The following is a 23,066-nucleotide window of genomic DNA, read 5'->3' on the forward strand; positions in this document are numbered from 1 at the left end:
GTCCATCTCGAATGGAGCGGATGAATGGAATGCAGCCTATCGAAAGAGCGATTAAGCTCATTTGAATCTGACGAGATTTAACATCTCATTGATTTGCATCATCCATTTGTTCAGTTTTCAAGGAACTTGTCCGTCCGTTTATCAATCTCGGACAGGAATTAGATCATATCATACATTCAATTCTTTCGTCAACATCTTTTTTTGATGTTTCTTTAGGATTCGAAAGATTCTTCTAAACATCAATCAGAAGCGACGTCTAATAATGTACCACATTTCTATTCACATAGCAAATATTTTTTTAATACCTGGGGCACGAAAATTTTACCCAACTCCCCATTTTATAAAAAATACACCTCTTGCGACGTACCTTCTAAGTTGCCAAACAGAGACTAGCAGCAATTTCCCTTGCAATTCGCATGATAAGGAAGCAGTCCTTCAAAATATAGTTTTCTTGTTTAACGTATTTCTAAAAAAAGCAGCCTGCCCATCAGGACAGACCGCTTTAGCACCATTACCTTTATTCAAGGTCAAGCAGCTTCAGGAATTCCTCTTCACTCTCGATCGTATCTATCCCCAGTTGCTTTGCCTTGGCCAGTTTGCTGCCAGCCTTTTCTCCTGCAATGACCAGGTCCGTTTTCTTGGAAACAGAACCTGTTACATTAGCACCCAGTGCCTGAAGCCGTTCCGTCGCCTCATCACGGGTTAACTGATGCAGCGTCCCTGTGAGAACAACCGTTTTTCCGCTAAAGAAGCTGTCCGTCTTAACGGCAGCCGGTTCAGCAGGGGCCTTTGCCTGCACACCCAAGGAGAGCATTTTATCAATAGCAGCGCGTGTAAACGGATCGGCAAAAAACGCCACTATACTCTCCGCCACAATCCCACCGACATCGGGCAGCTCGATCAGTTCTTCGACGGTAGCATTCATAATTTTATGCAAATCTCGGTAGTGATCCGCAAGCATACGTGTGGTTGCTTTCCCCGTATTCGGAATACCCAGCGCATAGAGGAAGGATGCAAGATCCCGCTCCTTGCTCTTTTCTATTGCTTCCAGCAGATTGTTCGCCTTCTTCTCTCCAAAACGCTCAAGCTTTACCAGCTGGTCGAATTCCAGGGTATACAAATCCGCCGGCTCCCGCACATCGATTTCATCATGCAGTTGAATAGCCGTTTTGTCGCTGAAGGTTTCGATGTCCATTGCATCCCTGGATGCGAAATGGGAAATCCTCGCCACAATTTGCGGTTTACAGCCTAATTTGTTATCACAGAACAGATGAGCCCCGCGCTGCTCCAGCGGAAAACCGCAAGCCGGACAATGATCCGGAAAAACGATCTCCCCGCCGTCCTTCTCCTCGGTCACTTTGCCCAAAATTTCAGGAATAACATCATTCGAGCGGCGGATGAACACACGGCTGCCCAAGGCAAATTTAAGATTCTTCCGCTCAATATCCCCGGCATTATTCAACGTGCAGTTCTGAACCGTGACCCCGGCAAGCTCAACCGGCTCCACCTTGGCAAGCGGTGTGACTTTCCCTGTACGCCCAACATTCCAAACTACTGCATTCAGGACGGTTGTCGTTTCTTCCGCTTCAAATTTGTAAGCCACGGCCCAGCGCGGAAACTTGTCCGTATAGCCCAGCACTTCCCGGGTCCGCATATCCGTAATTTTGACTACCGCTCCATCGATAAGATAGTCCAGCTTGGCGCGGTTTGCCTCAATCTCCGCCAACTGCTCCATTACATCATCAAACTCTTCAAAATACGTTACATACGGATTGACCTTGAAATGATTTTCACGGAGAAAATTCATCATCTCCTGATGATTTGCAAAACGGATACCATCCGCATAACCGACATTATAGAAAAAAGCACTCAGCTTTCGCTCGGCCGTGACTTTGGGATTCAGATTCCGGAGGGCCCCTGCGGCTGCGTTGCGGGCATTTTTCAACGGTTCGGCAGCCGTCTCATTATACTTGGCGAGCACCGAAAGGTTCATGATACCCTCGCCCTGCACTTCAATCGTTCCATTCGTAAAAGGAATTTGCAGCGGAACCGATTTGATCGTCTTCACCTGAGGGAGAATCCCTTCTCCAACAACCCCGTTGCCTCTCGTGGCTGCCTGAACCAGTTTGCCGTCCGTATAGGTAAGATTGAGCGTCAAACCGTCAAACTTCAGCTCCAGTGCATAGCCAAGCGGCGGCAGCGGATTGTCCGGATTTTTCGTGTTATAATCATTCACCAGTTTGACTGCTCTGGTATTCCATGAACGCAGCTGCTCGGGATTTTGCGCTTTATCCAGACTCCACAGCGGTGCCAAATGGCGGTGCGGTGCAAAGCCCTTCAATATTTCCCCACCGACGCGCTGTGTCGGCGAATCCGGCAGCACAATGCCGCTTTCCTGCTCAAGTGCAACGAGCTGGTCGTACAGAGCATCATATTCCTTATCGCTGATCACAGGCTCATCCAGGGTGTAATAATGATAGTTATACCGGTTCAGCTCCGCTACGAGCTCTTCCATCTTGTGCATCGAATCCATGCAGGGCGATCCCTCCGTAATTAAAAAAATCTATCGACATAAATCATAGCACTACAGACTGCGTTAAGCAGAAGTTATGCCTGTGATTAAAAAACCATTACCTTCACTGAAAAACAATAAATCCCCCCCAAAAAATCAAGTGGCTTAACGACAAAATTTTCATTTAGCAGTGGTGCCGCGAAGCGGTATGGTAGTCTTAATCTTAGAATAAGCGGCAGAGGCATGAACCTCCGCCGCTATTGCATTTTTTATTCCACCTTTGTAATCGGAGCAAATCCGGCGAGCAGCCGTTTAACCCCTACCGGAGCCGGAAAAGCGATCTGCAGCTCCATGTCATTACCTGTTCCTTTCACGGCCACAATGGTCCCCGTTCCCCACTTGCCATGCTGCACTTTGTCACCGGCTGCGAACGAACCGCCAGCCCCGGCTGGCTTCGGTGCAGGCGCCGGTGTGGATACCGTGACTCGTGATGTTGAAGATGCAGACGCAGCAGAGGCTGTGGAGCCGCTGCGGCTCATCGCATCCAATGAACGGCCGCCGCCAAAATTACCGCCGCCGTTGGAGCCAAACCCGCGGCCGCCGTAGGAACCGCCAACATTGCCCCCGCGCCGATACCGGTCACGGGCCACCATGGTATCCTCTTTGAGCTCCTCCGGAATCTCATCAAGAAAGCGCGATGGCGGATTGGCTGTAGTACGACCAAACAAGGTGCGCATCTGGGCACAGGACAGGAAAAGCTGCTGCTCTGCACGGGTAATCCCTACATAGGCAAGACGCCGCTCCTCCTCCAGCTCTTCATTATCGAGGAAAGCCCGGCTATGAGGGAATACGCCCTCTTCCATGCCCACGATGAATACAATCGGGAATTCAAGTCCTTTCGCACTGTGCATCGTCATCAGCGTGACGGCATCCTGCTGATCCTCATCCGCGTCATTCATGCTGTCGATATCCGCAATAAGAGCAAGATCCGTCAGGAAGGAGACCAGCGATTTATCCTCATTATTTTTCTCAAATTCCATCGTTACCGACAGGAACTCGTCAATATTCTCCAACCGGGATTGGGATTCGAGCGTATTTTCATTTTGCAGCTCAAGCCGGTACTGCGACATTTCCAGCACCTTTTCCGTCAATTCTGTAACCGAGAGGTATTCCACCATCCGGTTCAGCGCATCGATCATATCATAAAACTCAACCAGCGCATTCCGGGTACGGCCCGCAAACCCCAAATCATCTACAACCTGAAGCACACGGAATATGGAGATTCCCCGCTCGGCCGCAGCGGCTGCCAGCTTGGCTACTGTCGTATCGCCTATGCTTCTTTTGGGAACATTAATAATCCGTGTAAGGCTGATATCATCATCAGGGTTTGACAACAAACGCAGATAGGCCAAAATATCCTTGATCTCTTTGCGGTCGTAGAACTTAATGCCGCCCACGATCTGGTACGGGATATCCGACTTGATCAAAATCTCCTCGACTACCCGTGACTGGGCGTTTGTCCGGTATAAAATCGCATGATGGCTGTAGGACTTGCCCGCTTTGACATTTTTCAGAATCTCGGAAGCAACAAAGTAGCCCTCGTCATGCTCGGAGTCTCCCCGGTAAACCTTGATCTTGGCGCCGCCTTCCTTGTCGGTCCACAGCTTTTTCGGCTTTCTTCCGGTATTCTGCGAAATGACCTCATTGGCTGCGTTCAGGATGTTGGAGGTCGAGCGGTAATTCTGCTCCAGCAAAATGGTGCGCGCTTCCGGATAATCTTCCTCAAAATTTAAAATGTTGCTGATATCGGCCCCCCGCCAGCGGTAAATCGACTGGTCGCTGTCACCCACCACGCAGATGCGGTGATGCTTGTCCGCCAGCATGCGTGTCAGCATATACTGGGCACGGTTCGTATCCTGATACTCGTCAACATGAATGTATTGAAATTTTTTCTGATAAAAATCGAGCACTTCCGGCACTTCCTTGAAAAGCTCAATCGTCGCCATGATCAAATCATCGAAATCAAGGGAATTATTGCTTTTCAGACGCTTCTGGTACATGGTATATACTTTCGCCACAATGCCTTCAAAATAGTCTCCGATCTTGCGCTCATACATTTCCGGTGTGACCAGTTCGTTCTTCGCGGTGCTGATCATGGCCTGTACGGCCTTGGGCTCGAATTTCTTCGTATCGATATTCAGATCCTTCATGCAGCTGCGGATGACAGATAACTGGTCCGTTGAATCCAGAATACTGAAATTGGAGGTAAACCCGATCCGCTCAATATCCCGCCGCAAAATCCGTACGCACATGGAGTGAAAAGTGGATACCCAAATGTCGCGCCCTTCCGGTCCCACCAGCTTGGATACCCGCTCCTGCATCTCCCGGGCTGCCTTATTGGTAAATGTAATCGCCAGGATTCCCCATGGCGGTGTCTTGCGGGTTGCGATTAAATAAGCGATCCGGTGCGTCAGCACACGGGTTTTGCCGCTGCCTGCCCCCGCCATAATAAGCAGGGGACCTTCCGTCGCCTCCACTGCCTGCCGCTGCTGCGGGTTCAGCCGGGCGACCGCTTCATGTATATTTATCGGCTGCATGTCTGCATGCTCCTCCCCTGTGTCTTTTATTGGTTATGAGCCGCTTTGACGGTCTCGAGTGCTTTTGTCAAATTTTCATAAATAATGTTGCCCACCACAATCGTATCGCTGACGGTCGCTGCCTGCGCTGCCGTCTGCGCATCATGAATGCCGCCTCCGTAAAAGACTCTTGCCCCTCCGGAAGCACGACGCACTTTCTCTACAAGTTCAAGGTCTCCAAAGGTGCCGCTGTACTCCACATAAATAATCGGCAGCTTCATCAGCTTGCTGCCCACGTGGGCACAGGCCTCCGCCGCAGCGGGACTTAGTCCCGTCTCTGCTCCGGTCAGCTTCGCAACCGTTGAATCCGGGTTCAGCACGATGTAACCCTCTGGAACAAGCGTCTCCCATGGAATCAGGTAACTGTAACGCTCAATGGCCTGACGGTGACGCCCGGTTGTCCATGCGCTGTCGGCTGTATTGAGCACCATCGGAATCATGTACAGGTCAAAGCCCGGAACCACCGCTTCAAGATCGGACACCTCCAGCACACACGGCAGCTCATAGCGACGGACACGGGACATCAGATCCACCGTATTTTCATACGTAACACCGGACGATCCCCCGACCATAATGGCATCCGTACTGGACATGCATACCGCTTCAAGCGCCTCATCATCCAATTCCCGTTCAGGGTCCAATTTGAAAACATGCCTCCAGGGCTTAACCGCATCCATCAAAGTTCATTCCTCCAGCATTTACCGCATTTTGTCCACCAGCCGGAAACGGCAAAAAGAGCCCGCCCCCACGTAAAGGTATTCCTTACCTCCGCGGGCAGACGCCCCTTTATATCACTCTTCCATCCCAGGCAGCAAAAGCATCTAAGCTAAGTCTATGTCAGCGCGCAATGGGTGTCAATGTTCGTATTGGAGGGGAACAGACTTTTGGCTGCGAAACAGGTTACAAAACTGGAAGTCAGGGTTACAAACCTTTTTCTGGAAAGCGGATTTCATATCTTTTACGATAGTTATAAGTACATTTTTCAGCTATCTGCCCAATGATCAATCAACACGACAACCGATGAACTTCTAACTTAATTAACTATTAACGAAAGGAAATATTAAACATGCTAAACATTAAGCAGCTTTCTTGCACTTTACTCCTCACCCTGGTCTCAGTCGGAACAACAGCCGCCGCCGCAGATACGCCCTCTCTCAAATTAGTTCAAGAAGGTACAGAAATCATCACAGATCTGCCGCCGCAAATTGTGGATGGGCATGTCATGATTCCGATCAGAACAGCAGCCAAGCTGTGGGGAAAAACGATTAAATATGATGCAAAGGCCGGAGTGGTTGAGGTTTCAGACCGCATGAAGGTGATATGGGAGGACAAAAGTAAAAGCATCAAGCTCAGCGGCTCTCCCGGTGAAGATGGGATGTACAAGCGAATGGGCATATCCACACCTGTCTTTACCCGTAATTATTTACCTATTAAAAATGTTACTACAAACCGGGATCCGCAGGTAATCACAGCCGATGTAACAGGAGACGGAGAGGAGGAGACCGTCGTGATTACAAATATCGGATATGGAACGGGATTGAGTCTTTCGGAAATGGTCGTCCTGGATGCAGATGGAAGCATCATTCCTCATGAAGATCCCCTTATTGCCATGATGAAGCAGTTTACCGGTCGAGTTACAGACGAGGGGGTTGAGGTCGAACTCAACGGAAAAATAACTAAATTCCCGAAAGCCCAAATCCAGGCTGATCCCGCCTATCTCTTTGGGCCCGCCATAGGAAGCGTTCTCTACTACTCCGTTGAAAATAACACTCTGAACGCACGGGCAGCAGTTCAAATTTCTCCCGCCCAGTTTATCGGGGATCTTCAAATGAGCTATTTTTATAAAAACGGAATTTTACAGGCTGGACAAGCTTCGTTCGAACTTTATCCGGAGTATCAGGGCAATTAAGCTTGCCCATATCTGTCAAGGCTAACATCTGAAGTCATTATAAAACTGATTGTCCTCCGCATCGTCTTCTGTAAAAAAGCCCGTGTGCACACCATACTCCCCATTTTTTCGTATGTCCTTGATTCATTTAGGTCATTAATGGTGATGTACATTATCAACACCACCAAAGAAGCTCGTTACGGATTGCCCTGTGGATACTTCGGCAAAAACCTCCTCAATAGTTCATACAGAGCCTCAATCCGAAAACATTTGTGCATAAATATGAAGACATATAAACAGTCTGTGAATAAATTGTGGGTAAACGTGGATTTTTTGTGGACTAAAAAAGGTTTTATTGTGGATAATTGTGAATAACTTGTTGATAATCTGTGGATTTATGTGGATAAGCGATCTCCACACCCGCTTTTTGTGAATATCTTTTGTTCTGAAAATAGGGTTGTCCGCTCTCTGTTATGTGCACAACTCATGACAAGTACAGTCTGACTGAATGACTAAAAATCGGAGGAATAGTTCCTTCTTGCGCAGCATACAAAAAAGGGCCCCCAGATTCATTGAACCTTACTTGGGACCCTTTTTTCAGTAGGCGTTTTTGAAGCCATTGCGGATCGTACGGAAAATGATTTTAATATCAAATAAGAGCGACCAGTTCTCAATATAGAAAATATCATGCTTGATGCGTTCCTCAATGGAGGTGTCCCCGCGCAGCCCGTTGCTTTGAGCCCAGCCGGTAATGCCAGGACGCACATGGTGCTTCACCATATATTTCGGAATTTCTTCCCGGAACTGATCCACAAAATACGGACGCTCCGGCCGCGGACCAACAACGCTCATATGTCCCAGCAGCACATTGAAGAACTGCGGCAGCTCGTCGAGACTGGTACGGCGGATAAAAGTACCGAACTTCGTGCGGCGCGGATCATCCTTGGTGGACCACCCGGTATCCTCCGTTCCCGGAGGAAGTACCTTCATCGAGCGAAATTTGTACATATAAAAAGTACGCCGGTTCAGCCCCACACGCTCCTGCCTGAAAATGACCGGTCCTGGCGACGTCAGCCTAACTCCGATCGCTACGGCCAGCATGACGGGTGAAGTCAGAATAATCGCAGCCAAAGAGAAAAGGATATCAAACGTGCGCTTGAACAGCCTATTGGCTGCCACATCCAGCGGAATATCCCGGACATTGATCATCGGCATGCCAGCAAAATTATCAAAGTAAGGACGGGCAGGCAGGTAATCGAAAAAGTCCGGAATAATCATCGTGCGCACGCCAGCTTTCTCACACAGGTTGATGATCCTTGGATATTTATCATGCGCATCCAGCGGCAAAGCCAGAATGACCTCATCAATCATCAGGCGGTTCAGCGTCTCCTCCAGCTCATTCAGCGTTCCCAGGATCGGGCGGTAATGAGCCTGCTCCTCTTCATCCCACTTTCGGTAATCATCCAGGAAGCCGACCACCTCATACCCCAGATCCGGGTAATTTTTCAGATTCTCATAAAACTGCCGGCCCAGCGATCCTGCACCGAGAATGAGCATAAACTGCTTATTGTAGCCCTTCTGGCGGAATGCTTTCAGAATTCTTTTCACATAATAACGATACAACAGGATAAAAAACACGTTTCCAACCATATATATGGCAAGGTAGGATCTTGAGATATCAACCTGTTTGACGAAGAACATTACACTCAAAAGAACAAACAGCCCTATGAAATGGGTCTGCACAATCTTGATCACATCGTCGGCAAATCTTTTCTTGCGGGTCGTGGTATACAACCCCACCATAATGCCGATACTGATGGCAATCATCCCATAAATCAGGCTCCATCCCCAGTACACTTCCATGGGGAGCGGATCTTCATGGGTGATCCAGTCGCTCTCAAACTTGAGGAACCAGGCCAGCAGAAAGGACAGTTGGATAACCGCCATATCCGCCAATATATAGAGTTGGGTTAAATAGCGCTGATTTCTGCGAATCATGCTTTCACCTCAGTACGGGATTCTTCACTGCGTCCATCCGGTCTGGACGGAGGCGTCAATTTATTCTGAACAAGGGCCATGAGAAATTTCAGCGTTATGCCCAAATAAACGGCCGTATTCGTAATCATGCTGTATTTCTTGAAGTAGTGCTTCCGATGAAACACCCACATCGCTCTATGAAACTCATAAATGATTTTCAAAGGCCGGCGGCGTGCGCTGCCCCCTTTGACATGAACAATATATGTGCGCGGGTAGTAGTAAATACCCCAGCCCGCTTCCTTGATGCGGTAGCACCAGTCGATGTCCTCGCCGTACATAAAAAAGATTTCATCCAGTCCACCGACCTGATCGATGGCCTCGCGCCTGACCAGCATAAATGCGCCGACCAGCACATCCACAGGATATTCATCATCCGGATCCAGGTGACCAAGCTGATACTGGTTGTATTTCGGATCATGCGGAAAACGCTTGGAGAAACCAAAAGCATAATAAAAAGATGCCGAAGGCGTAGGAAATCCGCGCTTGCACGCTTTATCGAGCGAACCGTCGGGTAATATTACTTTACAACCAGCCGCCCCCAGTTCAGGACGTCGGTCCATCAGTCCGATCATAGTCTCAAGGGTATCTGGCTGTACAAGGGTATCGGAGTTCAGCAGCAATATGTAACGGCCCTGCGCTGCTTCAATCCCCTGATTATTCGCTTTGGCAAAACCTGTATTTTCCCGGTTGGCGATTACCGTTACCTGCGGATACTGCTCCCTTATCGCTTCAATGGAGCCGTCAACGGAATGATTGTCAATGACAATCACCTCGAAACGGTACTGCGTACGGGAAGCAAACACGGACTGCAAGCAATCCAGGGTTAGGCGCTGCGTGTTGTAGTTGACGATCAGAATGCTTACATCCATGATTGCTGCTCTCCTGACAAAAAAAGAAATCTAACGTCATTATAGCACATATCTTGGCCCTAGAGCGCTAAAAAAGGCTTGTATCGGCACAATCGCCTGTTGAGCATTAAAAACCTTCGTGGTAAGATGTTAATGGAAAAAAGGACCGGTGGCAGCCGGTCCAACGCACAACCGCCAGTGCAAGAGCGGGCGGCTTCAAAATCAATAAGGACCGAAAATAGACCATTCCTGCTACAGGGCGGTCTATTTTCGTCTATCCGAAAACAACAGTGTGACGACAAACGCGCCGAACGTCAGCATCAGGCTGAGCGCTTCATACACTGTCATTGGCTCCACCCCCTGTCAGGGAAGATAGCCGACCGCCCTTGCGAGCCTAGATTTGGTTGTGCTAACTGCATTATACTATATTTTTCCAAAAAGAAACATGTATTCGTTACACTTTGTAGGCGGGCTAAATTCTTTTTGTGCTGCGCAGTTTATTCTGTATCATACGTCTTTTTTGCTGCAATTGTCTTCTTTCTCTGAAGAAAGAACCCCATGCCTTTAACACTCCAGGCTCTCTAATCAGAAAATACGCATGACTTGCCAACTCATAAGGCAGAAGTTTTGGAATGCTCTTCAATACATTTTTTAAAGAGTCATTTTTGTACATCATTTTGTAGCGGTTAATGTAGGACAGCTGTCTCAGAAACAACGGCTTGGTGCTGCGGTTGTCTTCTTTCCAGCCCCGTTCGTGATATCCCAGGGCATCTGCTCGATAGTAAGCCCCCCAGCCTAATAGACTAGCCCTCCATGCAACATCCACATCCTCTTTATAGGCAAAAAAGCTACTGTCAAAAAACTCACCTTCAATACTTACATCATCAACCATGCGTCTTGCGTACACAGCCGCAGCGCCGGAAACCCCGAATACATCTCCCGATTCTCTCCATTGAGAGGAAGGCTGACCCGCCCCACGGTCGAAAGCGCGACGCGCAGAATTCATAGTAATGCCTGTGCTGTCCAATAATTCCGGCTTTTCTTTACGTAAAAGCATCCCCGTTGCACTTCCGATGCTTTTGTCACCTTCGAGAACTTCAACCAATTTGCCGATATAATCCGGCTCCAAGGTAACATCAGGGTTTAAAACCACTATATAATCAGCACTCGATAAGTGAATCCCTTGGTTGTGGGCAGGCGCAAATCCTGTGTTCTCGGCATTTCGTACTAATTGAAGTCTATCTCTAAACATATCCTTCAGACTATCTACTTCGGCAACGGTTTTATCAGATGAGTTGTTATCAATTATGATTACGGAGCTGATCGGATATTGCTGTCGGCAAACTGCCTCTAAACATGTCCTAATATCCTTTTCACTATTATACGTAACAATATGGACACTTACGGATTTGGTCATGAAGCGTTTCCTCGTTCTTTAGTTTCGTTTGTCTATATGTATCATAGAACAAACCCGTATCAATTCCTAGTGAAAAACTATTTATCTTAATAGACGCGAGATCAATCGGAAAGGTTTCACATAAAACACAAAAATTTGGATTGAAATACTTTTTTGTGTGTCTTATTTTTAAAATGCAGTAAAAAAAGCCGGGCTCATGCCCAGCTTTACTGTTAAACATTTCAATTTCAAGGAGCCAGCTTACTATTATGATTCAACTCCTGCAAAAAATCACGCAATCCTTCACGCCAGGTACGCAAATCCTGAAATCCATTCGTGCGAATGGACATATGTTCCATAACTGAATTGCGCGGTCTGGGCGCGGGACGGACAAACTGATCACTTGTACATGGCTCCAATTTAGCTGTTACTTGGATCCCCGCTAACTTCACGGCGTCTTCCAGGATAGCTTGAGTAAACTCAAACCAGGTGCAGGATCCGCTGTTAGAAGCGTGGTAAATTCCGTACTTTTCTGTTTGGATCAGTTCAGCCAAAAAGCGAGCCAGATCAACAGTATAAGTTGGAGAACCTTTTTGATCATGCACAACCTGAAGCAATGGTTTCTCCTGCCCCAGCTTCAGCATTGTTTTCACAAAATTATTGCCATGTAATCCGTACACCCAGGATGTTCGAACAATAAAACAAGAAGATGACAGAGCTTGGGCCAGCACTTCTCCTGCCCTCTTTGACTTTCCGTAAACGGACTGCGGGTTTGTATTATCGTACTCGTAGTAAGGAGATTCAGACATTCCATCAAATACATAGTCAGTACTAATGTAAACCAACTTTGCGCCGACCTTCTCTGCCGCCAGAGCAACGTTTCGTGTCCCAGAGGCATTGACTGTATACGCCCCGTCTATATCCGTCTCTGCCGCATCCACGGCAGTATATGCGGCACAGTGAATAACGACATCCGGACGGAATCGGCAAACCACTTGAATGGATTGCTCCAAATCCACAATGTCCAGCTGCTCACGGCTGCATGGAATCGTTTCATGTCCTGCTTCTTTTACTATGCGCACAACGTCCATCCCAAGCTGACCGGAAGCTCCAGTTACAAGCACCTTCATTTGTTATGCATCCCCCAAACGGGCACCGTATTGCTTGGCATAATAATCCTGATATTCACCAGATTGAATTCGGGTCCACCATTCCTTGTTATCCAAATACCAACGGATGGTTTCTTTGATGCCTGTTTCAAACGAATACTTAGGCTTCCAGCCAAGCTCAGTCATCGTTTTGGTCGGATCAATGCCATAACGACGGTCGTGACCAGGGCGATCTTCTACATAGGTAATAAGCGATTCCGACTTGCCCAGCTCTGCCAGAATTGTTTTAACGATATGAACATTAGTACGCTCATTGTTGCCCCCGATGTTATACACTTCACCGATCTTGCCTTGATGGATAACGAGATCAATAGCGCTGCAGTGGTCCTCCACATACAGCCAGTCACGAATGTTCAGGCCATCACCGTAAACAGGCAGCTGCTGGTCGCTCAAAGCGCGGGAAATCATCAACGGAATGAGCTTTTCAGGGAACTGATATGGACCATAGTTGTTGGAGCAGCGGGTGATATTCACCGGCAGGCTGAAAGTCTCATGATAAGCGCGAACCATCAGATCGCCGCCCGCCTTGGAAGCCGAGTATGGACTGTTAGGCTGGAGAGGTGTTTCCTCCGTAAACAGGCCAGTTTCACCCAGCGTACCGTACACCTCATCCGTAGATACTTGTACGAACTTGGTCACACCGTATTTTTTTGCCGCGTCAAGCAGTACCTGTGCGCCGAGAACGTTTGTTTTCACAAACACTTCCGGCTCCAAAATACTGCGGTCCACATGGGACTCCGCAGCAAAGTTAACAATGACGTCGATCCCCTGCTGCATAATTTGGTCGATGGCTTGGGTATCGGTAATATCCGCTTTTACAAAAGTGTGATTAGCATTATTCTCAATGGATTTTAGATTTTCCAGGTTGCCTGCATACGTAAGTGCATCCACATTGATAATACGGTAATCTGGATGCTGCTGAAGCATATACATGACAAAGTTGCTGCCGATAAACCCGGCTCCGCCGGTGACAAGAAGTTTCATGTGGCCCTCCCCTGTTCTGCTTCTTCAGGACTAATCAAAATTGATCTCGGCATCTGCCAATATAGGCAATTGCTTATCTTTATCGGAAAGCACTGCTTTCGAAACCGGCCAGTCAATAGCCAGAGCAGGGTCATTCCATAATATGCCTCGGTCATGTTCAAGTGAGTAATATTCATCTACCTTATACATGACTTGTGTATGTGGAACCAAAGTGCAAAAGCCATGAGCAAAGCCTTTGGGAACAAGCAACTGCCGATGGTTATATTCGCTCAGGATCACACCCGTCCACTGACCAAATGTGGGTGAGCTTCTTCTGATATCCAATATGACGTCGTAGATGGCTCCCGACAACACCCGAACCAGTTTCGTTTGCGCCTTGGGGTTGGACTGATAATGAAGTCCACGAATGGTGCCCGGTTCAGCTGAAAGGGACTGATTATCTTGCACAAAATGATAATTTAACCCCTTATTTTGCACTGTCTGCTCATTGTAGCTTTCCATAAAAAAACCTCGGTGGTCCCCATGTACCACGGGTTCCAATATCATCGCCCCGGATAGATGAAGAGGTGTCGTTTTCACTCTGGTGTTATCCCCCCATTATAATTTCAATTTCCCAAAATCATCACCATAAAGAATATTTTGCGCCAATTCATTGGCCCTGGCAAGAGAAGCATGCGTACCTGCATCCGTCCACCAACCCTTAAGAATATCAAAGGTTAATGTCCCCTTATCAATATATGCATTATTGACATCCGTGATTTCCAATTCTCCCCGTGCTGACGGCTTAAGTGTTTTTATAATATCAAATACCGTAGAATCGAACATGTAAATACCGGTGACCGCATAATTGCTTTTAGGCTGCGCTGGCTTTTCTTCAATCGATACAATCCGCTCTCCCTGCAGCTCTGCTACCCCAAAACGATGGGGATCATGAACCTTTTGCAGCAGCAGCTTGGCTCCGACAGCCTGTTTTCGGAAATTTTCAACAAAAGGTGCTATATTATCTTCAAACACATTGTCGCCAAGGATAACCACCATTTGATCATCCCCTACAAAATGCCGGGCCAATCCGAGGGCTTGTGCAATCCCGCCGGCTTCGTCCTGGACTTTGTATGTAAAAGTTACATCCATTTCCCGGCCACTTCCGAGCAAGTTCACAACGTCTCCCATATGTTCTTTACCGGTAACAATTAGGATGTCATGGATACCAGCTTGTTTCAGTTTGTAGATGGTATGAAAAATCATTGGGTACTTTCCAACAGGCAGCAAATGTTTATTGGTTACTTTGGTTAATGGAAAAAGGCGGGAACCTGTCCCGCCCGCTAAAACAATACCCTTCATACTCCCTCTCCTATTGAGTAAGTTTTATTACTATCGTATTTTCTAACGAATAAATTGAACAATATTTTTATTAGCAGCATATTCCCTCTCAAAGGGCTAATTTTAGTTGGTACCTTTCCTGTTGGATAAGAACGAGTAACTGGAATCTCTGTTACTTTGTAGCCCAACTGTGGAGCCTTCACAGACAGATATGCCAATAACTCATAGGTATCGAAAACATTTCTGAAAGGCTGCAGATTAGGATCCAAAAGAAGTTGTGCTGAATGTGCTCTAAAACCGTTTGTAGTATCTGTGTATCGAAATCCTGCCATTAATGATATAAAGGGGGCATGGATCAGTTTAATTGCAAGCTTTCTGGATAAAGGAGTATTTATCTCTTTTCCACCCGGAACATATCGTGATCCCTGTACGAAATCATATCCTTCCTCCAATTTAGCAACAAAGTTAGGAACAGACTCCACACTATCCTTGTTATTTCCATCCACAGTAATGACGCCTTCATACCCTTCTTGCAATGCATAAGAAAATCCCATCCGCAATTGGGCACTCAGCTTGCCTTTATCCTGTTTGGTTAACAGTGCTCTTATATTATGTTCCTTTAGAAAAGACTCATTCAGCGAGCCGTCAGTACTTCCGCCATCCAAAATAATAATATCTATTTCCTTTGAGATAAATTTTAGCTTTTCAAGCTGCTTTTGAATCTTACTCCCTTCATTAATTACAGGGATGCAAACACAGTATTTACTCTTCTTCTTTCGAAAAATATCTGCTTTAAAACGAGGAACCTGCCAGCCGCTTATATCATTAACCATCATTATTCTCCCCCTATCACGCGTAAGTCTCTAGAGCAAACGTTAAAGCTTGTTCAACATTAGAAACATTGCTCTGCTCGGGTTCATTTCTCATTTCAATAGATACCCATCTCTGATAACCTGAGCTTTTCAAAGCTTTTGCTATTCTATGATGCGGACTTACCCCGGTTGAAACCTTATCGAGAAAAGGTTCGCTAATATGGAAGTGCTTTAAATATGGGGAGCTCTTCTCTATAACTTCTTCAACATTTTCATTGTTTAAGCTAAGAGTGCCGGCATCAAGATGTAATTGAAACCCTTGATGGTTAACCGCCTGAACAAGCTCAATGCCTTCATCACTATTTGTGATAAAATCACAGCCATAGTGGATAGGGTTAGGCTCTATACAAAAAAATACGTTCTTATTAAGAGCATACTCGGCTAAATCTTCAAAAAACGGCACGGCTATGTTGAAACGTTCACTCTTTGATAGATTTCCTGCCACTCTATTTTTCGGGGAACCAAAAACCAGAGCCTCGATGCCTATCTGCCCAGCTAGAGAGATAATTCCTTTAAGATAGCTAGTCATCTTTTCTCTAGCTTTCTTAGTAGTAAATAATGACAGGGTATTCTGACCAAATAGTAAAGATTGCATGGCTACCAACTGAATCCCTTTGCGGTCCCAATCTCGTTTAAATTCAACCAAAGTATCCGTGTCACAATCAAGTGGGTTTTCCCAAAATTTTGTTGGTGCAATCTCTATTCCTTTGATATTATTCTGATCCAAAAGGGATAGTACTTCCTCTTGCTCATCCATGTTCCAGGCTATATTCGAGATAGACACTTTCATAAAAGTAACCTCTTTTCCTCTTTTATAAATTCCGCTATTTCATGGAGGACTTCTTTTTTGGTCTTGGTATAAGAGGATGAGCTGCTTGTCTCTTTGCTAAATATGCTTGCATACCTACTCTTCATGTCATAAAAGACAGGCTTTTTTTCCGTTACATTAGCGAATTTTAGTTGCAAAGCGTAATCTGCAATTTCTTCCGCACTCACTGGCTCAGTAGCAAAATTAACAAGAGTGAGATGGTTTGATAATGCTGTTTGTATATCTTTCCATAGATTGCTCATATTATAAAATTGAAATTGACTTTTATGATGCGTTAGATGAAGAGCATTATTATGGATCAAATCATAGATAAAATTCTTTTTCAAACCCTTTCCAAACAAGCCAGGAAGGCGAATAATTAGATGCTTCTCAAAATTCGAAGTGACAAAATGCTCCAAAAAGTAACGATGGCGGCCGTAAGGTTCAGCCTTCTCCGCTTCAATAGGCGTGTCTTCATATACCCCAACCGGTTCACTGTAGACATCTACTGTTGAAATCAATACAAACCTATTCGCCTTAACTTCTTTTAAACATGCTATTAAAGAATTAATATTGGACAGATCTTCTTCGGGAGCTTGATTAGCTTTCCATTTCACTGCTGGTGCTGCAGCACAAATGACCAAGTCGTAAGCTTTCCCACTAATATCTTGAATATTCGAAGAATTATAAACATCTTCAAACTCAGTTTGTTTACGCAATGTTGAACCAACATAACCGGTATAGCCCACAAGACAGGTCTTATTCAAACAAATATCCCCCTTAATGGTTAGATGCCTGATCCTTTTCTTTTATTAGCTCAAGCTTAGGCCTTTTCTCTTTATACATTTCAACGGACTTGGTGCTGTAAAAGGGCCGATTCTGTATCTCGATCAAAATTCGGGAAGTATATTCTCCAATAATACCTCCTATAAAGAATAGTCCTGCAAAGCCTAGCGACATCAAAATCATCAGTGTTGTCCATCCTTCAACAACAGACTGATTAAAATAATAATTGTAAAGGGCATACCCTCCCATAAATAATGAAAACAGAAAAAACACTACCGTTAACAGGTGAGCTGCCCTTAATCCAAAATGAGAAAAGGACACCAACGCGTCTATGGCTAAGCTAATATTCTCACGATTAACTTTTCTCCCGATAATTTTATTTATAGGCTCGTATTGAACCAATGTTTTGGAGTAACCTGTGAGCTCATAGAGCGCTTTACGGTACCTTACTCTCTCCTTTAAATTCAACATCGCATTCAAAGCTCGTCGAGTAACTAATCGAACACTCTCTGTGGATAGGGACAAATTCAAATACGACACCTGATTTAACAGCTTATAAAACATACGTGATTTCCATCCTGCCTGCCCTGAGGAAGCTGCAACTATATCGAAACCTTTACCAGTCGCCGTCTTAAACATCTTGTACAGAAGTTCCATTCTAAAATCAATGCAAAGAGATTCTAGTTCAAATACAAAATCACCCATTGATTTATTCAAACCTGCCATCATGGCATGTTCTACACCGTGCTTTCTAGACAAGTTGATAATAGTAACATCACCAAATATATCCTTTATTACCGAGTGAGCATTCTCCAAAGTCCTATCCTGACTAGAGTCATTTACGATTATGATCTCATAGTTTTTAAAGTATGTTCTCAGTGTACAATCCAATTCTAGCAGTGCTTGGTCAATTTCAAGCTCATTATTGTGAGCATATAAAACAGCAGAGACAAAGACTTGTTCTTTCACAACACTTCCTCCAAGTCATAAATAGTGTTGAACTTACCAGAGAATACTGAAATAAATCTTGGCCTGTTTGAAAACTCCTTTATAACCGTGGGCCTAGAGTCATCGAGTTCAGAAGCACTAATCAATGCTTTGACAGCATATAATGACTTTTTATAGGTAACCTGAATGTCTGAAACTAAATACTTTTTTGCCAACTGGTGCATTCTAGCCCACGCTGATAATGGCTTGGCCCTACAAAAATTGCAATTACTCAGCTGGTCTGGTGTACAAGCATCATTAAATTGCTGACAAGAAAACTCAGGCAACGTACTAAAGGAGGATTCATGTGGAGTATGGCCTACGGAAGTTAAAGAGTGGTAACCGCTCTCTCCAAAAGGCATTAAAGAAAAAAACGGACCATCCATAACAGTTATCCCAACATTTTTGATATTATTGGATACTTCCGTCATTATTACTTCACATATTTCATACTTAGTGGAAAATAACTCATAGTTGAATTTTTGAAGTATCTGATTAGTACTTGCATAGGTTGCATTGAGAATATTAAACGTTTTACAGCTGGTATCATCGCTAAAATTGAGTGTAAATGAATCCTCGAATTCCCTTACATCTCTAAGAAACTTATTAAAGCAAAGTGTTACATTGCTGTATTTTGTAAGTTCATCCATGTACCACTGCCTAATTTTATTTGCATCATAACTATATTCCATGGTTTCAAAGGCAGCTTCAACTACTCCATGATTAAAGTATGTTTTGCTATTTACTTCCACAGCTGGGATCTCAACAAAGTTACAAAAACTCAAAAATTGTTCTGCATTCGTTAGTGAGTCATTGGCAGAGATGGCATATATCTTCTTAAATCGGTCGTTTATCGCAAAGGAGAAATCCCGAACAAATCGTTCGTAATAATGTGCTGATTTAGATGCTGTTGATACACTTCTAGGGTAATGGTAACCGTTATGAACTCTAGCCTGATTAATAAAGCTGGCTCGCTGAAGAGGCTTGTCGTCTATCTCTACAACAACCACTTTCAAATCCTTTTTTGCCAAAACATGAGCAGCATACAATCCATATATTCCTGCACCCAAAATAACATAATCGTACTTCAAAAGTCATTTCCCTTCCAGTGTGTGATCATTGCTGATTAGTAGAATATTATGACTGTTCCAGCGACAAGTAAAACAATCCCAATTATTTTAAAAGATGTTATAGGCTCGTGAAAAATCAGGATTGAAACAGTTACGATCCCTAGAGTTGTTAAAGCCTGCGACACTGGGGATACCCTCCCTAATTCACCACGTGACAAAGCAAAAATATAAAACACGAAACTAACTCCATACAAAATAGCTCCTGACCAAATATAAGGAGACAAGGCTACCTTAAATAGTGTTTGCATGTTTAAACCACTAAGATTTAGGACATTAATACCGTGCTTTAAAGAAACCTGAGCAATGATATTAAAAACCATTGCTAAAAAAAGTAACAAGAGTAACATTAAACTCTCCTATTGTTCGACATATTCTTCATTTTAACATTGAATAGACTCTTTTGCAGTAGATAATACCACAAAAACTATATTACTCATATATAAGCGCTGGGCTTGAAACAATTTTTACTTTATAACACAACACAAGCTTGTTTGATGCCATATGTTATATCTATTTATTTACATTCAGGTGGAGACAGCAAAATAATAAAGCATAAAAACCTTACTTTTTTTACTTGACGGATTATCAAGAAGTGCGACAGATCCTCTGAAAAGGATTCGTGATCTGTCTTCCATCCCAAGCATTTTCGTGGCCTGTGATTGATCAGGTGGAGGTCATCCTCCAAGGCCTCGTCTGTAATTTGAGCGAAATCCGTACCTTTGGGAAAGAATTCTCGCAGCAAGCGGTTGGCGTTTTCGTTGGAGCCTCGTTGCCAAGAGGAATACAGATCAGCGAAATACACCTGCGTGCCATGGGTGTCCTCCTGGCTCGCATAACAGGCAAACTTTTTGCCACGGTCAGTTGTCGCCGTTTGGAAGGCAGCGGAGGGGTACTGGGAAACAGCTACACCAAAGGCGATTTCCATGGACAACGCGATGGCGGTCAGCCATCCGAATGGCGGTGTACAGGCGCGTTTTACGTTCGAGGAACGTGGCCACACAGCCTTTGCTTTTCCCGCGACTGGAAACGACAGTATCCAGTTCCCAATGACCGAACGTTTGAGAGACTGCACCTCTTTAGGGCACAGGGAGATGGGCTTGCCTATCGCAAACTTCCCGCGAGTCTCCGCAGGCTGCTGACGTTTGCCTTTTTGCTGGAGAACCGTGAGCACGCCTTTCACTAAATGACCAGCGTACACCAGCGATAGATCGTTTTAAAAACATACGATCGATAGTGCTTGCTGACGCAGCCGTTCTACGATCTGCTCAGGAGACCAAGTCCTCTGAAGCTTCTCTTCTTCGATAACCGCCGCCAACTCCGGTGTCCATTTTCCTGCAGGAATGGAGGCTTTACGACGCTGAACGTAGCTCTCCTGGGACGCCTCCGCATGGTAAGTCTCCTGTGTTGCATTTCGACAGAGTTCCTGGCTAATGGTGGCGTGGTGTCTGCCCAGTTCCTTAGCAATGGCTCTGGCACTTTTCCCCTGTTGGTGGAGGATTTCTAGCTTGCTTCGCTCAATTATACTAAGATATGTGTAGCTCATGGCGGATTCTCCTTGTGTGAATGTGGGTGTAGGAGCTTTCATTCTACACAAATCCGGCCATGGGCCTTTTGTTTATTTATTTCCAGTAGGTGTCGCACTTCATATTACAATCTGTCACTTCGAAAAAATATCTTTCATACTTTATTGTCCAATTTCAAAATAATCCACTTATCATTTGTGATATTATAACTTTCTATTTTATAATAATTGCTATTAATTTTTAGTTTTTTCTCATAATAGAGATAAATTTGGTTCAAATAATTATTATCTATTAAGATGACATTAGAATCGGTTCTATTAACTCCATTTTTCCAATTTTCATCCGTGAGATTTGCTATATTAATATAGTTAGGCCTAATTTTACTAATATCGTATATTATACTCCTACTCCATAATTGTCCTGATTCGTTGAATTCCCCTGTATCGATTTGCTGAATCGCATATTTCGGCAATTCCTTTATGAAGATCTTTTCTTTTGAATATCTTGAGAAATAAGGAGATTTTTTTTGATAATCAGCTGCAAAGAAGTCAAAATTATCGTAACCGTAGCTTATTCTTTGTTCATCAAGAACTTTGTTCTTGAGCAAAGGATAAATATGCAAGAAAAACTTTTCGTCTAAATTAGCACTTTTTTTGTTTGAAATATAAATTAACTTTCCTTCACTATAATTAACATATATTTTGTAATTTAATGTGTTTACTTTCATTTCGGACTGTTGGATAAGTTGATTAAAGGCTAAATCACTTCTATATACTCCGATTAGAGGTTTGACTAAGAAAATTATCATTATACCTAAGCCAAAGAATAATAATAAAATTTTCGTTTTTCTCTTCTTTTGAAGGAGATCTGATAACAGATACGAGATAATAGATCCTGTGAGAGCAAACCCTACTAGGGTAAACGGTAACTGCCATAAAAAATAATTGATATGTGTATGAATATATGAGTGGCCTTTCGCCATAATAAACCAGGAAAGTGGAGCCAAGAGAGAAAACCACAAACTTAAAGTAAGTCCAATTAGTTTTCTTCTATGCAGCTGAATTTTTGTTGATATTTTCTCTGAAACAAAGACAAGAGAAGTAATAACCAAAAAAAACCAAATCATATCTTTGAAGGATACTTTCAATAGGTCTAGATGTGTCCCAAAAAAATTATTTAAATCAAATGCAAAACCATTTAAGTAAGTACTTACTACTTCAAATACATTTGCATTTAAACTCTCTCGAAAAACTGCAGGGACTTCATTGGCGTCTCCATAAGTACGTTTCAAAATAATCAATTTAATTACTGAAAGTGCATCAGATAAAGATGAATATTTTAAATATAGAAGATATATGTGAATGAATAATGCGGATAAAAAACCAATCAATGAAGATAATGAAACTGAAATCACTCTTAACACAAAAACTTTTGGAGCCCATTTTGATTTATATGCATAGTATATAAGAGGTACTATAGCAGTAATAAAAACGGAACTAATATATTCATAGCCACTACCACATTTAATGAAAACTGCTAAAAAAATCAGAAGATTTAAAGTTCTTTTGTATCTTTTCTGTTTTTTCTCCTCTAAAAATAAAATAAATAAACAAATAAAAAACGGTAAATACATGGACCATGCTACCCAGTAAAGATTTCTTCCAAAAATAATCAACCATTGAGAACATATAATACCAATTAGTAAAACCCATGAGGTAATCAAATTGAACTCATTAAAGCACCATATAACGAGTCCTGTAAGTAGCACAGATAAAATCAAAACATTTATCCCTTTTAAATACATAAGCATATAATCATTACCAACAGGCAATAACTTTTCGATTAATGAAAAGAAAAAACCCTGAAGTCCTATTTGGGATTCATACTCACTATAATCACCCTTCTCTGTTTTCCCCAAAAAGATATTATATTGATCTTCAGGAGAACTTTCAGCGTTATTAGCTCGTGTCCATCCACCCAAAAACATATTATCAGACATAACTCCATTAACTTGGGAATTAATTAACCTCCCAACTACAAGGGCTTCTGAGTCTCTCTGAAAACTTTCAAACCATTGAGGCTCAACAGTTTTCCATAAATTCAAACCAAACCCTAAAAATAATAGGACTATACTAAGAGCTGTTGTAATATATTTCAAAAAATGAATCTT

21 protein-coding genes are annotated in these 23,066 nt (G+C 43.9%); 1 reads left to right on the plus strand and 20 read right to left on the minus strand.

Annotated features, from left to right (window positions below):
* Nucleotides 1-517 precede the first annotated feature (517 nt).
* The 3 genes from ligA to pcrB form a co-directional block, all read right to left on the minus strand.
* A complete protein-coding gene (gene ligA, locus ACE5KN_RS07015) occupies nucleotides 518-2,533 on the minus strand; it encodes an NAD-dependent DNA ligase LigA (RefSeq protein WP_375528059.1) in 2,016 nt (671 codons plus the stop codon).
* A 248-nt stretch (nucleotides 2,534-2,781) separates the two neighbouring features.
* The gene (gene pcrA / locus ACE5KN_RS07020) at nucleotides 2,782-5,109 is read right to left on the minus strand and encodes a DNA helicase PcrA (protein ID WP_375528060.1); all 2,328 of its coding nucleotides are present in this window, start codon (nucleotides 5,107-5,109) and stop codon (nucleotides 2,782-2,784) included.
* A 26-nt stretch (nucleotides 5,110-5,135) separates the two neighbouring features.
* On the minus strand, nucleotides 5,136-5,825 hold the full coding sequence (gene pcrB / locus ACE5KN_RS07025; RefSeq protein ID WP_375528098.1) for a heptaprenylglyceryl phosphate synthase: 690 nt from the start codon (nucleotides 5,823-5,825) through the stop codon (nucleotides 5,136-5,138).
* A gap of 389 nt (nucleotides 5,826-6,214) precedes the next feature.
* Here pcrB and ACE5KN_RS07030 point away from each other — a divergent pair, with 389 nt between their 5' ends.
* Nucleotides 6,215-7,057, plus strand: a complete 843-nt coding sequence (locus tag ACE5KN_RS07030) for a stalk domain-containing protein (RefSeq protein ID WP_375528061.1) — start codon at nucleotides 6,215-6,217, stop codon at nucleotides 7,055-7,057.
* A gap of 576 nt (nucleotides 7,058-7,633) precedes the next feature.
* Here the strand turns inward: ACE5KN_RS07030 and ACE5KN_RS07035 are convergent.
* From ACE5KN_RS07035 to ACE5KN_RS07115, 17 genes are all read right to left on the minus strand, one after another.
* Nucleotides 7,634-9,034 carry an undecaprenyl-phosphate glucose phosphotransferase gene (locus ACE5KN_RS07035; protein WP_375528062.1) on the minus strand — a complete coding sequence of 467 codons (1,401 nt, stop codon included), beginning with the start codon at nucleotides 9,032-9,034 and terminating at the stop codon, nucleotides 7,634-7,636.
* On the minus strand, nucleotides 9,031-9,942 hold the full coding sequence (locus ACE5KN_RS07040; RefSeq protein WP_375528063.1) for a glycosyltransferase family 2 protein: 912 nt from the start codon (nucleotides 9,940-9,942) through the stop codon (nucleotides 9,031-9,033). Before ACE5KN_RS07040 ends, ACE5KN_RS07035 begins: the two co-directional genes overlap by 4 nt.
* 243 nt (nucleotides 9,943-10,185) lie before the next feature.
* The gene (locus ACE5KN_RS07045) at nucleotides 10,186-10,269 is read right to left on the minus strand and encodes a putative holin-like toxin (RefSeq protein WP_355321384.1); all 84 of its coding nucleotides are present in this window, start codon (nucleotides 10,267-10,269) and stop codon (nucleotides 10,186-10,188) included.
* Between the two features lie 124 nt (nucleotides 10,270-10,393).
* Nucleotides 10,394-11,338: a glycosyltransferase family 2 protein gene (locus ACE5KN_RS07050; protein ID WP_375528064.1), complete on the minus strand. Its 945-nt coding sequence runs from the start codon at nucleotides 11,336-11,338 to the stop codon at nucleotides 10,394-10,396.
* Nucleotides 11,339-11,565: 227 nt separating this feature from the next.
* Nucleotides 11,566-12,447 (minus strand): dTDP-4-dehydrorhamnose reductase, encoded by an 882-nt coding sequence (gene rfbD, locus ACE5KN_RS07055; RefSeq protein WP_375528065.1) that lies wholly within the window; start codon nucleotides 12,445-12,447, stop codon nucleotides 11,566-11,568.
* A gap of 3 nt (nucleotides 12,448-12,450) precedes the next feature.
* Complete coding sequence (gene rfbB / locus ACE5KN_RS07060) at nucleotides 12,451-13,470, minus strand: dTDP-glucose 4,6-dehydratase (protein WP_375528066.1); 1,020 nt, start codon at nucleotides 13,468-13,470, stop codon at nucleotides 12,451-12,453.
* Nucleotides 13,471-13,500: 30 nt separating this feature from the next.
* A complete protein-coding gene (gene rfbC / locus ACE5KN_RS07065) occupies nucleotides 13,501-14,049 on the minus strand; it encodes a dTDP-4-dehydrorhamnose 3,5-epimerase (protein ID WP_375528067.1) in 549 nt (182 codons plus the stop codon).
* An 18-nt stretch (nucleotides 14,050-14,067) separates the two neighbouring features.
* Nucleotides 14,068-14,811 carry a sugar phosphate nucleotidyltransferase gene (locus tag ACE5KN_RS07070; RefSeq protein WP_375528068.1) on the minus strand — a complete coding sequence of 248 codons (744 nt, stop codon included), beginning with the start codon at nucleotides 14,809-14,811 and terminating at the stop codon, nucleotides 14,068-14,070.
* Nucleotides 14,808-15,626, minus strand: a complete 819-nt coding sequence (locus tag ACE5KN_RS07075; protein WP_375528069.1) for a glycosyltransferase family 2 protein — start codon at nucleotides 15,624-15,626, stop codon at nucleotides 14,808-14,810. The genes ACE5KN_RS07070 and ACE5KN_RS07075 overlap by 4 nt, the downstream gene beginning before the upstream one ends.
* Nucleotides 15,627-15,639: 13 nt before the next feature.
* Nucleotides 15,640-16,452 carry a sugar phosphate isomerase/epimerase family protein gene (locus ACE5KN_RS07080; protein WP_375528070.1) on the minus strand — a complete coding sequence of 271 codons (813 nt, stop codon included), beginning with the start codon at nucleotides 16,450-16,452 and terminating at the stop codon, nucleotides 15,640-15,642.
* Complete coding sequence (locus ACE5KN_RS07085; RefSeq protein WP_375528071.1) at nucleotides 16,449-17,237, minus strand: NAD-dependent epimerase/dehydratase family protein; 789 nt, start codon at nucleotides 17,235-17,237, stop codon at nucleotides 16,449-16,451. Before ACE5KN_RS07085 ends, ACE5KN_RS07080 begins: the two co-directional genes overlap by 4 nt.
* 13 nt (nucleotides 17,238-17,250) lie before the next feature.
* Nucleotides 17,251-18,225: a glycosyltransferase gene (locus ACE5KN_RS07090; RefSeq protein WP_375528072.1), complete on the minus strand. Its 975-nt coding sequence runs from the start codon at nucleotides 18,223-18,225 to the stop codon at nucleotides 17,251-17,253.
* Entirely contained in the window at nucleotides 18,222-19,334 is a 1,113-nt protein-coding gene (locus ACE5KN_RS07095) for an FAD-dependent oxidoreductase (protein ID WP_375528073.1), read from the minus strand. Before ACE5KN_RS07095 ends, ACE5KN_RS07090 begins: the two co-directional genes overlap by 4 nt.
* A 35-nt stretch (nucleotides 19,335-19,369) precedes the next feature.
* Complete coding sequence (locus ACE5KN_RS07100) at nucleotides 19,370-19,720, minus strand: EamA family transporter (RefSeq protein WP_375528074.1); 351 nt, start codon at nucleotides 19,718-19,720, stop codon at nucleotides 19,370-19,372.
* A 167-nt stretch (nucleotides 19,721-19,887) separates the two neighbouring features.
* Complete coding sequence (locus ACE5KN_RS07105) at nucleotides 19,888-20,553, minus strand: IS30 family transposase (protein WP_375528075.1); 666 nt, start codon at nucleotides 20,551-20,553, stop codon at nucleotides 19,888-19,890.
* A gap of 33 nt (nucleotides 20,554-20,586) precedes the next feature.
* On the minus strand, nucleotides 20,587-20,916 hold the full coding sequence (locus ACE5KN_RS07110; protein WP_375528076.1) for a helix-turn-helix domain-containing protein: 330 nt from the start codon (nucleotides 20,914-20,916) through the stop codon (nucleotides 20,587-20,589).
* A gap of 134 nt (nucleotides 20,917-21,050) precedes the next feature.
* Nucleotides 21,051-23,054: a hypothetical protein gene (locus tag ACE5KN_RS07115; RefSeq protein WP_375528077.1), complete on the minus strand. Its 2,004-nt coding sequence runs from the start codon at nucleotides 23,052-23,054 to the stop codon at nucleotides 21,051-21,053.
* Nucleotides 23,055-23,066 lie beyond the last annotated feature (12 nt).

The organism is Paenibacillus terreus (genome assembly GCF_042138595.1).
Lineage (GTDB): Bacteria > Bacillota > Bacilli > Paenibacillales > Paenibacillaceae > Paenibacillus > Paenibacillus terreus.